The following is a 13,724-nucleotide window of genomic DNA, read 5'->3' as shown; positions in this document are numbered from 1 at the left end:
ACCACCTCGAGAGGGAGAACTGCTGTGACACGTTGGGCATCGTTCGTCGTGTCCCGGCCGTGGTGGGTGTTGATCGCCGCCGTGCTGATCGTGCTCACCGGCGCCACCTGGGGCCTCGGGGTGTTCGGCAAGCTGAGCCAGGGTGGTTACGAGGACCCGGGCAGTGAAGCGGTCGCGGTGGCGCGCCAGATCCAGGGCCTGGGGACGGCCGCGCCGGACATCATCGCGATCTACACCGCCCCGGAGGGCCGCACCCTCGACGACATCGCCCCCGAGGTCACGGGCGTTCTCGACGCGTTCGAGGCGGAGGTGCAGCCGGAGAACGTCACGTCCTACTGGACCGCCCCCGCTCCGCAGAAGCAGTTCCTGGAATCCACCGACGGCACGAAGGCCCTGGCCACCGTGTCGCTGGGTGGCGGTACGGGCGTGACGCTCACGTCGTTCGCGGACCTGTTGCCCAAGCTCGAGGCGCAGGGTATCGAGACGCAGTTCGCGGGTGCGTCCGTCGCCGGCATCTCCTTCAACAACCAACTCCAGCGAGACCTGGTCCGTGCCGAGATCATCGCCATCCCGGTCACGTTGATCCTGCTGGTCTTCATCTTCGGCGGCGTCGTGGCCGCCGCGGTGCCGGTCACCGTGGGTGCCCTTGCCGTCGCGGGAGCCCTGACGGTGCTGCGGATCCTCACCGAGTTCACCGACATCTCGTCCTTCGCCATCAACGTCGCGTCGCTGCTGGGACTCGGGCTCGCCATCGACTACGGCCTCTTCGTCGTCAGCCGGTTCCGGGAGGAACTCCGCAAGGGCAGCGACGGTCACGAGGCCGCGCGGCGCACGGTCCTCACCGCCGGACGCACCATCGCGTTCTCGGGCCTGCTGCTGATCTGCGCATTCGCCGGCATGTTGGTGTTCCCTCAGGCGATCATCCGCTCGCTCGGCTACGGCGCCATGGCCGCCGTCGGCTGCGCCGCGATCCTGTCCCTGACCGCGGTACCCGCCGTCCTCGCCATCCTCGGACCGCGCATCAACGCGATCACCTGGTCCCGAACGGCGTCGGACCGCGGCGAGGAACGCGCGCACCGGCTGTGGGGCGGCATCGTCACTCGCGTCATGCGTCGGCCGGTGGTCGTCGCCGCGGTCATCACCGGCGGTCTGCTGATCATGGCGAGTCCCCTCCTGAAGACGACGCTCGGCGAGGTCTCCTACACCGCCCTGCCGGCGGACGATCCGGCACGCGTCGCGTACGAGACGCTCACCGACGATTTCCGCAGCACCGGCGACAGTGCCACCCTGGTGCTCACCGGTGACACCGCACGTCCCGACGGACCCGCGATCAACTCGGTGATCACCGCCGCCCGCGCCGTCGACGGCGTGGCCGACGTCCGGTTCGGCACGGCCAGCGGCAACTTCGTGGTCATCGACGCGACCTTCGCCTCCGGGGTCGACTCGACCGAACAGCAGGAGCTGGTGAAGGAGATCCGCGCGATCCCTCAACCGGACGGCACCACGCTGACCGTGGGCGGCGCCGCGGCGCTGGTGCTCGACGGCAACACCGCGATCATGAACTGGCTGCCGGTGATGCTCGCCATCATGGTCGGCTCGACGCTGGTGCTGTTGTTCCTCGCGTTCGGGTCGGTGGTCCTGCCGGTCAAGGCGGTGGCGATGGCGGCCCTGAGCATGGCCGCGACGTTCGGCGCGCTCACGTTCATCTTCCAGGAGGGCAACGGCGCGTCCCTGCTCGGCGTGACCCCGGCGCCCCTGGAGGCGACGTTCGTCGTGCTCATCCTCGCCGTCGTCTTCGGGCTGTCCACCGACTACGAGGTCTTCCTCATGTCGCGCATGGTCGAGGCCCGCACCGCCGGCGCCACCACCGAGGAGGCCGTGCTGGTGGGCGCGCAGCGCACCGGACGCATCGTGACGGCCGCCGCCCTCATCCTCATCATCGTCACCGGCGCCTTCGCGGTCTCCGGCCTGTCGATCATGCGGTTCGTCGGAGTCGGCATGATCCTCGCGTTGATCATCGACGCGACCATCATCCGCATGCTGCTGGTGCCGTCCCTGGTCAAACTCATGGGCGAGGCCAACTGGTGGGCGCCGGCGTGGATGAAGCGGGTGCACGCGAAGGTCGGGATCGGGCACTAGATTTCTTCTCGATGTCACGAACCGACGCCGCATCTCGTCTCTGATATGTCGGCACATCGGAGAGGAGCGACCATCGTGAGAATCGCAGTGGCAGGCGGAACGGGAACGACGGGACGACGGGTCGTGGACCACGTCCGGGACGCAGGACACGAGGCCGTGGTGCTGTCCCGGTCCGCCGGGATCGATCTGACGGCCCCCTCGGGGGCTCTCGACGACGCCCTCACCGGCGCCGCGGCGGTGATCGATGCGAGCAACGTCCCCACCCTGTCCCGGTCGACGTCGGAACGGTTCTTCGGTGCCGTCACCCGCACGCTGCTGGACGCGGAATCTCGAGTCGGGGTGGGTCATCACGTGGCGTTGTCCATCGTCGGGTCGGACCGCGTCGACTCCGGGTACTACGCCGGGAAACGGTTGCAGGAGAAGCTGGTCCGCGAGTCCGACGTGCCGTGGACCGTGGTCCGCGCCACCCAGTTCCACGAGTTCACCGACCAGACCCTGGCCATGACGCGAGGCCCGATCGCCGTGGTCCCGGTGATGCGGAGTCGGCCGGTCGCCGTCGACGAGGTCGCGGCGTTCCTCGTCGAGGTGGCCGCGGCCACCCCGCGCCGGGCCGTCGTCGAGATCGCCGGTCCGGCACCGGAATCACAGGTGGACCTGGCCCGTCGAGTTCTGCGCGCCCGAGGATCGCGCCGTCTGGTGTTGCCCGTGCGCATGCCGGGGTCCGCCGGCCGCGGCATGGCCACGGGTGCGCTGCTGCCGACCGGCGAGTTCCGCCGCGGCGAGCAGGATTTCGCATCCTGGCTCGCCGAGACCGCGTGACCGGATCCGGATCCGCGACCGACCTGGCCGAGGCGTTCCTGCGCGCCCGGCCACGCCTGGTGCGCGTCGCCTACGCCGTCCTGGGCACCCTGGCCGATGCGGAGGACGTCGTGTCGGACTGCTGGTTTCGGCTCGACGCGGCCCATCGTGAGCGGCCGATCGAGGACGTCGACGCATGGACGACGGTGGTCGTCGCCCGCGCCGCTCTGGACGCGCTGCGGTCCGCGCGGGTGCGCCGGGAGTCCTACGTCGGACCGTGGTTGCCGGAGCCGCACGTGGCCGCGCACGCCGCCGACGGCCCGGCGGACCGCGTCACGCTGGACGACACGGTGTCCTACGCCCTGCTGGTCGCGCTGGAAGCACTGACGCCGGCCGAGCGCACGGCGTGGGTTCTGCACGATCTGTTCGCCGTGCCGTTCGACGAGGTCGCCGAGACGCTCGGGCGGACGCCGGCGGCGGTACGGCAACTCGCGTCGCGGGCGCGCCGACACGTCGCGGCGCGCGCACCGCGAGTCGACGTCGATCCCCGCGACCACCGCCGCGCCGTCGACGCATTCGTCCACGCCGCCGGCACGGGCGACCTGGCGTCGCTGATCGCGGTGCTCGACCCGGCCGTCCGCCTGGTCAGCGACGGCGGCGGCCTCGTCTCCGCGGCGCGTCGTCCGGTGGTCGGAGCGGACCACGTCGCCCGATTCCTGCTCGGGATCGCCGCGAAGGTCGGCCCGGGCTTCCGCGTCGACCCGCGGCGCATCAACGGCTCGGCCGGACTGGTCGTCGTCGACGACGAGACGGTGCTCGGCGTCATGTCGATCGTCGCGGACACGACCGGTCGGGTGGTGCGCATCGACTTGATCCGAACCCCCGAGAAACTGCGATCCGTGCGGGCGAACGCGACGGGGTGATCAGATGTCGAGGTGCTCGAGCACGGTGAGGGACGGCGCGGCGACCAGTACGGTGCCGAGTTCGCTGCGCCCCTCGGGCGAGGCACGGAAGGCGCGGTAGGCGGCGTCGTGCTCGCGGCTCTCCCACGTCTCGACGACGACGACGTGCGCGGGATCGTCGACGTCCGCGGTCACGCGGACGTCCAGGCAGCCGTCGAAGCCGCGCGTGGCGACGAGCGTCTCGGCGAGGACGCGATGCGCCTCGGGAAGGCGATCGGGATCGAGGCTGAGGTCGAGCAGAGCGGTGACGGCCATCGACGATTCCTCCGTGAGTGCTGAGATGTCAGGACTTCCGTGTCCATCCTGGCACTCGGTCCCGGACGGCCCCGAACCACAGGGGCAGGAAGCCGCGGGAGAGGTAGAGCAGCGGGCCGATCGTGCCCGTCCACTTGACCGCGGCCAACACGCTCGACGTCGTGGCGGTGGCGTCGGTGATCCGCCGGGTGTCCTCGTGCATCCACAGGTTCACCACGTTCTCCGCGATGTCGGCGGTCGCGGCGACCGCGGGTGCGGCGAGGAGCACCGAGCGGGTGGTCGGTGAGATCGGCAGCAATTCGGACAGACGCACGGCGGCGAGCCGCAGCGCCTTCGCGTACAGCACGGGGTGATGGAAGTTGGCGATGTAGCCCTTCTTGAGGTCGCGGGCCGCACGCGGACTCAGGTTCTCGATGACCGAGCGGTAGCGCGCCCCCGACGGACACACCTGCAACTGCACGTAGGCGGGGCCGCCGGATCCCGTGACGGTGATCAGGCTCAGTTCCGACACGCCGTACATGGCCGCGCGACCGGCCAGTCGAGCGTCGAGAGCGGTGGGAGTGAACGGCTCGGTCGACCGAGCGGGCAGCAGCATGGCGCCGACCGTAACGGCGCACGCGTCACCGAGACGAGGCGTCGACGACGACTCTGGACGGGTCACAGCGCCAGAAGGAACGGCTCCACCGCAGTCCTGAACTCGTCGAAGCGATCTCGATGAACGCTGTGGCCGCTGTCGACTGCGACCACCCGACTGCGCGCGAGTCCGGCGACCGCTGCCGCGAGCCGCTCCCGGTCGACCATGCCGGTGGGCCCACCCACCACCAGGAGGACGTCCGCGGTCACCGAGGCCAACGCCGACCACCACGCCGGGTCCGGCGTCCGGAACTGCGTGAGCGCGGGCCCCGTCATCGACCGATCGAACGCCAGCACCGCACGCGGATGGCGCACGATCGACGACAGCGCGTGCAGCAGCTCCCGCGGCGACGGCGCTCCGCCCATGACCGGCGGCGGGTCACCGGGACGCAGCGGCAGCGGAGCTTCCTCGACCACCAGCTTGCGCACCGCGTCGCCCCGGCGTTGCGCGACGAGGGTGGCCGTGTGTCCGCCGAGCGAATGCCCGACCAGGTCCACACGCGTCAGGTGAAGGCGGTCGAGCAGCGCCTCGAGATCGTCCGCGAACGTGGCGAAGGAGTAGTCCGCGGCGCGGCCACTGCGGCCGTGCCCGCGGAGGTCGGGCACGACCACCCGCCGACCACGGCGAATCAGGCTCTGCGCGAACCGGTTCCACGTGGCACCGTCCCCGCCCATGCCGTGGATCAGGATCACCGGCGAGTCCAGGGCGTCCTCGCCGCCGGAGTCGCGGTAGTACAGATGCGGCCGGGTCGGACCGGAGCCGGTCGGGATGTTCTCGCGCGGGGCGTCGTCGGTACTCACCGAGCGCCACTGTACCCGGGGACGGGATGCCGACTCAGTCGCCGAGCAGCGGCACCGACGGCAGCTCCCGGCGTCCGAGGAGCCCCCCCCCCGGGTGACGGCGGCGGAGCCGAACCGCCGGTGGACGCCGTCGAGCGCCGCGTCGAGGGCCGCCCGGTCGATGTGCTCGTGGCCGTGCTCGTGGCTGCGCTCCCGGCCGTTCTCGGGCTCGTCGGGCGGCGTGTCGTAGGGCAGTTCTAACTGCAGGGCCGAGCCGTCCTCGAGGTTCGAGACGGCCACACCGACCAGGGTGAGCCCCTGCATGGTGATGGTGGACATCGCCGCATCGAGGAGGGACCGCGCGGCCGTGAGCACGACGTGCGTGTCGGCGGTGGCGCGACCGAGGGTGGTCGACCGGGTGGCACGGCTGAAATCGTCGAAGCGCAGCCGGAGGGTCACCGTCCGCCCGGCGCGGTGGCCCTTGCGCATCCGGTAGGTCACCCGGTCCACCAACGCGGTGAGGGCGGCGTCGATCTCGGCGGGATCCTTGTGACGTCGCCCGAGCGCGTGCTGCGCGCCCACCGACCGTCGACTCCGGCCGGTGGTGACCCGGCGGCTGTCGACCCCGTTGGACAACGCATGGAGGTGGCGACCGGCGGCGGACCCCAGCACCGCGGCCAGCGCGCCCTCCCGCTCCGCGGCGAGCTCGCCGATGGTGCGGATCCCCTGCGCGTGCAGCTTGCGGGCGGTGACCTTGCCGACGCCCCACATGCGTTCGACGGGCAGCGGATGCAGGAACTCCAGTTCGCGGCCCGGATCGACCACGAGCAACCCGTCCGGCTTGGCGACGGCACTGGCGATCTTGGCCAGGAACTTCGTCCGCGCCACTCCCACGGTGATCGGGAGCCCGACGTCCTCGGCGACGGTGCGGCGGAGGTCCGCCGCGATGTCGGCCGGTGACCCGGACAGCCGCGCCAGACCGGTCACGTCGAGGAATGCCTCGTCGATGGAGATGCCCTCCACCAGCGGGGTGACGTTCTCGAACACCTCGAAGACGTCCTTGCTCGCCTGCGAGTAGGCGTGCATGCGCGGGGGCACCACGGCGGCCTGCGGGCAGAGGGCGCGGGCCTGCCGACCTCCCATCGCGGTCTTCACCCCGTACGCCTTGGCCTCGTAGCTCGCCGCGAGCACCACGCCGCCGCCGACGATCACCGGACGCCCACGCAGCGACGGGTCGTCCCGCTGCTCCACCGAGGCGTAGAACGAGTCCAGATCCGCGTGCAGGACGGTCGCCTCGTGCACGCGGTCGCGGGCACGACCGGAGCCGGTGTCGATACTGCTGTCGCTCATTCGTAGATGCCCTCCACGAACCATCGTCCTCCGTCGTGCAGGACCAGCACCGCGCGCGCGTCCTCGAGCATCATCTGCGCCCGCGCCACCTGCCGCGCCGTGGACGTCGCACCCGGATCCCACCACCGTTCGTCGACGCACCACGGGCCCGCCCACCCGTGCAGCGACCACGAGCTCGACCCCCACGTCAGCACCGCCGGGTCCCGGTCGAACATCCCCCGCTCGGTCACCCCGACCGGCTCCCCCGCCGCGCCCACCAGCGTGATCTCCGGACGCGTGGTGACGAGAGCGGTGGGTGACGGCGACGGCAGTCGACCCGGCCAGGGTGCGGCCGGATCGGCGTCGGGAACCGGCTCGTCGCCCCACGGCACCACCGTCACCCGCTCGGCCGGACCACGGCCGCCGCTGAGCACCCCCACCTGCACCGCCTCCCCACCGAGCAGGCCCTGCACCCGCACCAACGCGCGTCGGGCGCGCTCGTCCTCGTCGCCGACCCCACCCCACAGTCCGAGCTGCAACGCTCCGGCGGTGACCACCTCGACCGGCTCGAGCCGCAGCAGCACCACCCCGGCGGTGGGCTTGTTCCCGCTGCGGCCGGTGAGCCACCCGTCGAGTTGCCACCGCACCCGATCCGCGGTGCCTTCCGGGGTGAGCGGCTCGGCGCACCGCCAGGTGCGGGAGAGGTGCTCGCCGTTCGCGGTGCGGGCCTGCACCAGCAGCCGGGTGCAGGCGACCGCGGCCGCCGACAGCGCGACGTGCAACTTCTCCGCCAGCGCGCGCCCGGCGAACGCGGCGGCGTCCACCCGGTCCAGCGGTGGGTCGCAGTGGTACTCGACGTCGAGATCCGGCGGCACCACCCGCGCCGACGGCGGACGTTCCGGTTCTCCCCGCGCGCTGCGATGCGCCGCCACGGCATCGGTCCCGAACCGCGACGCCACGTCGACCGGAGAGAGCGCCGCGAAATCCCCGATCGAGCGCAACCCCAACCGCACCAGCAGGTCCACCAGATCCACCCGATCCGGCGCCGCGAGCGACGGTTCCGCCGACAGCTCCGCCACCGGCAGCGGCGCGAGAAAACCGGCGCCGTCGCCGGCGGGCACGATCATGCCGTGCCGCGCGGCGATCACCGCCGTGGAGACCTCGTCGGCGACGCCCACCTGGCACTCCACTCCGACCGCGGCGACCGCGTCGACGAGGCGTTCGGCCGCACTCTCCTCCGAACCGAAGTACCGCGCCGCACCGCGCGCCGAGAGCAGCAGCAGACCCGGACGCAGCACCTCGATTCCCGGAATCAGCTCGTCCACCGCGGCGGCCACCGGCTCGAACGATCGCGCGTCGCGGTCCGGATCCGCCCGTGCCACATGCAGTTCCGGGCACCGCGCCTGCGACTCTCGGCGTGTCCCGCCGCGCCGGACCCCGGCCGTCCGAGCCGTGGCGGAGCAGGCGACCACCCGATTGGCCGAGACCACGGCCACCGGAGCGGACGCGGGGACGTTCGCCGCGGCCGCCGCCGCGACCGCCGGCCAGTCGGGACACCACACCGCGAGCACCCGGGCGCGACGCTTCTGCGAACCGGTCACGACGACAACGCCGTCACCGTCGGACCGCTCTCCCGAGCGGTCGACCACTCGACGCCCTCGCCCGCCGACGCGACGACGAGGCGGCCCGTGCGCGGCCGGATCGCCCGGCCCTGGACCTCGACGCCCAACCGCACCGCCCGCACCCGCCCGCGACCGCGGCGATCCCCGGACCCCGGGCCGTCGTACCCGTCGACATGCGCGGACAACGTGAGTTCCGCACCGTCCCACCGACCGTCGGTGACGACGAGCGTGGCGCCCTTGGCGCGGGCCCGCGCCACCACCGCACGCGCCCGGGACGGCGGCACGGCGGAACCCCCCAGGCCGAGGACCACCAGATCGAGGCCGTCCAGCAACACGGCCGCCACCTCCACCGGGTCCGACCCGGGATCCGGCACCAACGCCAGCCGGTGGAGCTGGGCGCCCATCTCCGCCGCCGCGAGCAGACCGAGCCGCGGCATGCCGATCACCGCCGCGTGTCGCCCGGACGCCGTGACCGACGCCAGGATGCCGGTGAGCAGCGATCCGGCCCCGGACACCGCCACCACCGAGCCGCGGGCCAGTCCGCCCTCCGGCAGCAGCGCCGACAACGCGCTCGGGACGGGAAGGACGGGCCGGGTGGGGCGCTGCGCCGCGGTGGGGCGCTGCGCCGCGGTGGGGACGGGCTCGAGCACCGGGGCGGTGGCCCCCGACGTGGCAGGGACGGCAGCCGTGGCAGGGACGGCAGGGGATGCAGCAGCGGGGCCGGCCGCACCGCTGATGCGGCGCCGCAGCACCGCGATCCGCTCGCTGCGCGACAGACCGTCGAGACCGTCCAGATCGACGGAAACAGGCATACTCACTCCCCGGATCGAGACTCGGGGGAAGACCGAGAATTCGAACATGTTTTCGAACGATCTCCAGTAAAGCCGTCCGCCGTTCGAACGTCAAGGTGACCCGGAAACGCCTGGTCGGACGCCTCGATCGGGACCGAGGGCCGCTGTCGGATAACCTCGACGCCGTGACGGATCCCCAGCCCTCCGGTGACGCCGCGACCCCCGCTCGCCGCACCCGCCCGGCCGTCGGACCCGACTATCTCCTGGCCGGTCGATACCGCCTGGACAGCAAGATCGGCGGCGGCGGGATGGGCGCCGTCTGGCTCGCGAACGACACCCTGCTCCGCCGCAAGGTGGCGGTGAAACAGGCCACCTCCACCATCGACCTCGAGCCCGAGGCGGCGCGCGAGGTCCGCGACCGCGCGCTCCGCGAGGGCCGGATGGCCGCGCAACTGAACCATCCTCACGCCATCGCGATGCACGACGTCGCGATCGACAGCGGCGAGCCGTGGCTGATCATGGAGTACCTGCCCGCCCGCAGCCTCGCCATGGCCCTCAACATCACCGAGACGCTGCCGCCGACCGAGGTGATCCAGATCGGCGCCCAGATCGCCGACGCCCTCACCGCCGCGCACGCCGCCGGCATCCTGCACCGCGACGTCAAGCCCGGCAACATCCTGGTGGCCGACCGCGGCGGGGCCCTCGGCATGGTCAAGATCAGCGACTTCGGCATCTCCCGCGCCAAGACCGACACGCACGAGGAGAACAGCGCCGTCATCACCGGCACCCCGGCGTACTTCGCTCCCGAGGTCGCACGCGGCGCGGACCCCACCGAGGCCAGCGACGTCTTCTCTCTCGGCGCCACCCTGTACACGGCCACCGAGGGGCAACCGCCGTTCGGCATCGACGCCGATTCCATCGCCCTGCTGCATCGGGTCGCCGGCGGGCGGATCACCCCGCCGCGTCGCAGCGGTCCCATGACGGCCACCCTGCTGCACATGCTCGAGCCGGACCCCTCGCGGCGTCCGTCGATGGCCGAGGTGCGCGACCGCTTCGTCCGCCTCGCCGTCGGCAAGAACGGCAGCCCCTCCGCGGTGCTGAACACGCCGCTGCGCGCGCAGGACGGTCAGGTTCCGTTCTGGGCGTCCCGCGGCGCCCGCGTCCCGACGTCCACCCGCCGCGCCGAACGCATCCACGGCCGCACCATGACGGGCCTGCCGGCCGCCCCCACCGCCGTGCCGCTGGACCGGGTTCCGCGACCGAGCGCCGACGGGACGGTCTCCGACCGGGAAGCACCCCGGCCCACGTACGCGCCGCCCCCCTTCGAGCCGCCGACCCGGCGGTCGGGACCGCCGGAGAACCTGGTGCTCTGGCTCGGGGTCGGCGCGGGCGTCCTGGTGCTGATCCTCGTGCTCGTGCTGGTGCTCTGACGTACGTCCGGGCCGGACCCGGCACCTAGCGGAGCACCAGGTCCACCACCAGCCCCCGGTGGTCGGACCCCGCGATGTCGACGGCCGTCGAGGACGTGGCCCCCACCTCGCGCACCAGGACGTGGTCGATTCCCACGACGGGTGGGTAGCTCTTGTCCGTCGGATAGGTCGGGACGATGCCCGCCCCGACGACGTCGCCGACGTCGGACCAACCGTCGGACACGAGCGCCCGGAACCGTGCGTGGGCGTGGGTGGCGTTGAAGTCACCGCCCACGATCACCGGCTCGGGAGAGCGTGCGGCCGTGCGCAGTTCGTCGCGCAGCATCGACATTTCCTGCGCCCACACGGCCGTCGGCGTCGGATACGGCGGCACGGGGTGTACGGCGTAGACGCGGACCGGACCGGTCCCGAGGTCCACGCGCGCGGTGACGCTCGAGAGCAGGTAGCCGTCCAGTTCCCGGCCGTCGGTCACCGGAACGCGGCTGTAGATGCCCGCACCGGCCCCGCCGGGGTAGGGCATGACGAACCGGTAGGGCAGGACGTCGCCCATTCCCGCGTCGTCGAGGGCGTCGACGAACTCCGGGGTGAGTTCCTGCGCCGTCAGCACGTCGACACCGCGATCCCGCACGGACGCCACCAGCGCCGCCGGATCCGCGTCCCCCAGCATGACATTGGCCTGCATGAGGGTGATCGGCGTCCCGGTCGGCGAGTCGGCGTCCGCGACGTACAGCGGCACCACGACCGTCGCGGCGATCGCCAACACCAGTGCGGAGGCTCCCGCGATCCACCAGCGCCGCGCCGTCAGCGCGAGGATCGTCCCGACGACGGTGCAGCACAGCAGGATCGGCGCGAACGACGCCGGTCCCACGACGATCAAGCGGGGGACGTCGACCCACGACGTCACGACGGCCACGACACCGGCGAGCAGGCCGAGCGCACCGAGCACGGTCGCGACCGGGCGCAGTCGCCTCATTCGATCCGACGCCGGTGGGCCCACCGGGTCAACGCGTTGCGGTTGGACTGCTGCGTCTTTCGCAGCACGTTGGATGCGTGGGTCTCGACGGTCTTGACCGAGATGAAGAGCGTCTCCGCGATCTCCCGGTAGGTGTAGCCGCGCGCGAGGAGGCGCAGCACCTCCAGCTCGCGCGGCGTCAGCGAGTCCAATTCGGGGTCCAGCGCCGGTTCCGGAGTCGCGGACCGGCCGGTGAAGGAGTCGAGGACGAACCCCGCCAGTCGCGGACCGAACACGGCGTCGCCGCCCGCGACGCGGCGGACGGCGTCCGCCAGATCTGCCCCTGAGATCGACTTGGTCACGTAGCCGCGCGCCCCCGCCCGGATGACGGCGATGACGTCCTCGGCGGCATCGGAGACCGACAGCGCGAGGCACACCGGGCCGTCGTCGATCGCGTGCAGGACCGCGACGCCGCCCCCGTCGGGCATGTGGACGTCGAGCAAGACGACGTCCGGCTTGGCCGCGGCGATGCCGCGCACCGCGTCCGCGACGCCGCCCGCCTCGCCCACCACGGTGATGTCGTCGACTCGCCCGAGTTCGGCACGGACCCCGGAGCGGAACACCGCGTGATCGTCGACGAGGAAGACGGTGAAGGTGCGGGTGGCCGGCTCGGTCACGCGGATCGGTCCTCTCGGTCGCGGGCGTCGTGGACGTCGCGGTGGTTCTCGACGGTGTCCTTCCGGCCGAGACCCCGCGGCACGACGATGCCGATCTCGGTGCCGCGGCCGGGAGTCGAGCGCACCTGCACGGTGCCGCCACGGCGCTCGATGCGCCCTCGCACGCTCTTGGCGAGTCCCTGGCGGTCCGGTGCCACCGCGGCCGGGTCGAACCCGCACCCGCGATCGCGCACGTAGACCTCCACGGACTCCGGGGTCACCTCCGCGTAGAGGTCCACCGAGGCGACCTCGGCGTGCTTCGCGGCGTTCACCAGTGCCTCGCGGGTCGCCCCCAACACGGCGGTGGCGGCTTCCCGCCCGAGCCCGCCGGCCTCGGGGGCGTCGTCGAGAGGGAGGTCGCCCACCGTCACCGGGTCGACGGTGATGCCGTAGTGGTCCTCGACCTCTCCGGCGATGGTGGTCAGTGCCCGCACGAGACTCGCGTGATCCTCCCGACCGCCACCGAACAACCACTTCCGCAGCTCGCGTTCCTGGCTGCGCGCGAGCCGCATCACCTCGGCCGAATCGTGCGACTGCTTCTGGATCAGGGCCAGCGTCTGCAGCACCGAATCGTGGAGATGCGACGCGATGTCCTCGCGTTCCTCGGTGCGGATGCGCGCCGCCCGCTCGTCGGCGAGGGCGCGCCAGAGCCGCATCCACAACGGCACGGTCAGCAGCACGATGCCCACGACCGTGACGGCCACGGCGACGAACGAGGACTGCAGCGCTGCCATGTCGGCGCGGGAGAGGACGACGACACACAGCCCGACCACCACGAGCGTGGCACCGGCGACGATGCGCGCCCACCCGAGGACCGTCGTGCGCTGTCCCCGCTGCGACGCCGATCTCGTTCCGGCCGAGTCGAGTTCGCGCCAGACCACCGTCGCGCCGATCGCCACGACGACCACCGGGACGACGAACGCCGAGGACAGACCGATGGGGCCGGATCCCAGCACCAGCGCACCGAGGATGCCGAGCCCGGCGAGTCCCCACGCTCGACGGCGTTCCCGGCGGGTGGGTTTCGCGGTGTCGTCACCCGCGGAGGTGAACACCCACAGCAGGGCATAGGCGACGATGCCGGCGCCGGCCATGGCGCACAACACCGCGAAGGCGATCCGCACGCGGCCGACGTCCACCGACAGGTGGTCGGCGAGCCCGCCGGCCACGCCGGCGATGACCCGGCCACCGGCACGACGCCGCAACTCCGGCGGCGCCGCATCCGGGCGCGCCGACCCCGTCTGCACACGGGCCGACCCGGGCGCGGACTCGACGGCGGGCAGCGTGGACACGCCCTCGATCCTGACACGACGAGGGGCG

General features: G+C 72.3%; 12 protein-coding genes and 1 pseudogene. 4 read left to right on the top strand and 9 right to left on the bottom strand.

Annotated features, from left to right (window positions below; translation table 11 throughout):
* Positions 1-24 precede the first annotated feature (24 nt).
* The 3 genes from RC2_RS05280 (at position 25) to sigJ (ending at position 3,860) form a co-directional block, all read left to right on the top strand.
* Positions 25-2,139 (top strand): MMPL family transporter, encoded by a 2,115-nt coding sequence (locus RC2_RS05280; protein WP_068149918.1) that lies wholly within the window; start codon positions 25-27, stop codon positions 2,137-2,139.
* Between the two features lie 75 nt (positions 2,140-2,214).
* Positions 2,215-2,958 carry an SDR family oxidoreductase gene (locus tag RC2_RS05275; RefSeq protein WP_068149940.1) on the top strand — a complete coding sequence of 248 codons (744 nt, stop codon included), beginning with the start codon at positions 2,215-2,217 and terminating at the stop codon, positions 2,956-2,958.
* Positions 2,955-3,860: an RNA polymerase sigma factor SigJ gene (sigJ, locus tag RC2_RS05270; protein WP_169818427.1), complete on the top strand. Its 906-nt coding sequence runs from the start codon at positions 2,955-2,957 to the stop codon at positions 3,858-3,860. The genes RC2_RS05275 and sigJ overlap by 4 nt, the downstream gene beginning before the upstream one ends.
* Here the strand turns inward: sigJ and RC2_RS05265 are convergent, their stop codons facing one another.
* The 6 genes and pseudogenes from RC2_RS05265 to imuA' all read right to left on the bottom strand — a co-directional run bounded on the left by RC2_RS05265 (position 3,861) and on the right by imuA' (position 9,330).
* Positions 3,861-4,154: a putative quinol monooxygenase gene (locus RC2_RS05265; protein WP_068153433.1), complete on the bottom strand. Its 294-nt coding sequence runs from the start codon at positions 4,152-4,154 to the stop codon at positions 3,861-3,863.
* 28 nt (positions 4,155-4,182) lie between these two features.
* Positions 4,183-4,749 (bottom strand): hypothetical protein, encoded by a 567-nt coding sequence (locus RC2_RS05260; protein ID WP_068153436.1) that lies wholly within the window; start codon positions 4,747-4,749, stop codon positions 4,183-4,185.
* A 62-nt stretch (positions 4,750-4,811) separates the two neighbouring features.
* Positions 4,812-5,480: an alpha/beta fold hydrolase gene (locus RC2_RS18885; protein ID WP_281250846.1), complete on the bottom strand. Its 669-nt coding sequence runs from the start codon at positions 5,478-5,480 to the stop codon at positions 4,812-4,814.
* Positions 5,481-5,622: 142 nt separating this feature from the next.
* Positions 5,623-6,917, bottom strand: a pseudogene (dinB, locus tag RC2_RS18880) (DNA polymerase IV).
* Positions 6,914-8,497, bottom strand: a complete 1,584-nt coding sequence (locus RC2_RS05245) for a DNA polymerase Y family protein (protein ID WP_072681123.1) — start codon at positions 8,495-8,497, stop codon at positions 6,914-6,916. Before RC2_RS05245 ends, dinB begins: the two are co-directional and overlap by 4 nt.
* Entirely contained in the window at positions 8,494-9,330 is an 837-nt protein-coding gene (gene imuA', locus RC2_RS05240; RefSeq protein WP_139277270.1) for a DnaE2-dependent mutagenesis accessory factor ImuA', read from the bottom strand. Before imuA' ends, RC2_RS05245 begins: the two co-directional genes overlap by 4 nt.
* A 164-nt stretch (positions 9,331-9,494) precedes the next feature.
* Between imuA' and RC2_RS05235 the strand changes: the two genes are divergently transcribed.
* On the top strand, positions 9,495-10,739 hold the full coding sequence (locus RC2_RS05235; protein ID WP_068150890.1) for a serine/threonine-protein kinase: 1,245 nt from the start codon (positions 9,495-9,497) through the stop codon (positions 10,737-10,739).
* Between the two features lie 25 nt (positions 10,740-10,764).
* Here the strand turns inward: RC2_RS05235 and RC2_RS05230 are convergent, their stop codons facing one another.
* Genes RC2_RS05230 through RC2_RS05220 form a run of 3 tightly spaced genes read right to left on the bottom strand, consistent with a single transcriptional unit; the run spans position 10,765 to position 13,696 of the window.
* Entirely contained in the window at positions 10,765-11,712 is a 948-nt protein-coding gene (locus RC2_RS05230; RefSeq protein WP_068150865.1) for an endonuclease/exonuclease/phosphatase family protein, read from the bottom strand.
* Positions 11,709-12,368, bottom strand: coding sequence for a response regulator (locus tag RC2_RS05225; RefSeq protein ID WP_068150868.1), 660 nt, complete (start codon positions 12,366-12,368; stop codon positions 11,709-11,711). Before RC2_RS05225 ends, RC2_RS05230 begins: the two co-directional genes overlap by 4 nt.
* A complete protein-coding gene (locus tag RC2_RS05220) occupies positions 12,365-13,696 on the bottom strand; it encodes an ATP-binding protein (RefSeq protein ID WP_371828702.1) in 1,332 nt (443 codons plus the stop codon). The genes RC2_RS05225 and RC2_RS05220 overlap by 4 nt, the downstream gene beginning before the upstream one ends.
* Positions 13,697-13,724 lie beyond the last annotated feature (28 nt).

The organism is Rhodococcoides corynebacterioides NBRC 14404, assembly GCF_001894765.1.
GTDB classification, from domain to species: domain Bacteria; phylum Actinomycetota; class Actinomycetes; order Mycobacteriales; family Mycobacteriaceae; genus Rhodococcoides; species Rhodococcoides corynebacterioides.
The sequence above is the reverse complement of the archived record's forward strand: the minus strand, read 5'-3'. Positions and strand labels throughout refer to the sequence as shown.

What these genes read in the sequence shown, in the direction of transcription:
- RC2_RS05265 (WP_068153433.1), bottom strand. Translation starts at nt 4,154, where the DNA reads ATGGCCGTCACCGCTCTGCTCGACCTCAGCCTCGATCCCGATCGCCTT.
- RC2_RS05260 (WP_068153436.1), bottom strand. Translation starts at nt 4,749, where the DNA reads ATGCTGCTGCCCGCTCGGTCGACCGAGCCGTTCACTCCCACCGCTCTC.
- imuA' (WP_139277270.1), bottom strand. Translation starts at nt 9,330, where the DNA reads ATGCCTGTTTCCGTCGATCTGGACGGTCTCGACGGTCTGTCGCGCAGC.
- RC2_RS05230 (WP_068150865.1), bottom strand. Translation starts at nt 11,712, where the DNA reads ATGAGGCGACTGCGCCCGGTCGCGACCGTGCTCGGTGCGCTCGGCCTG.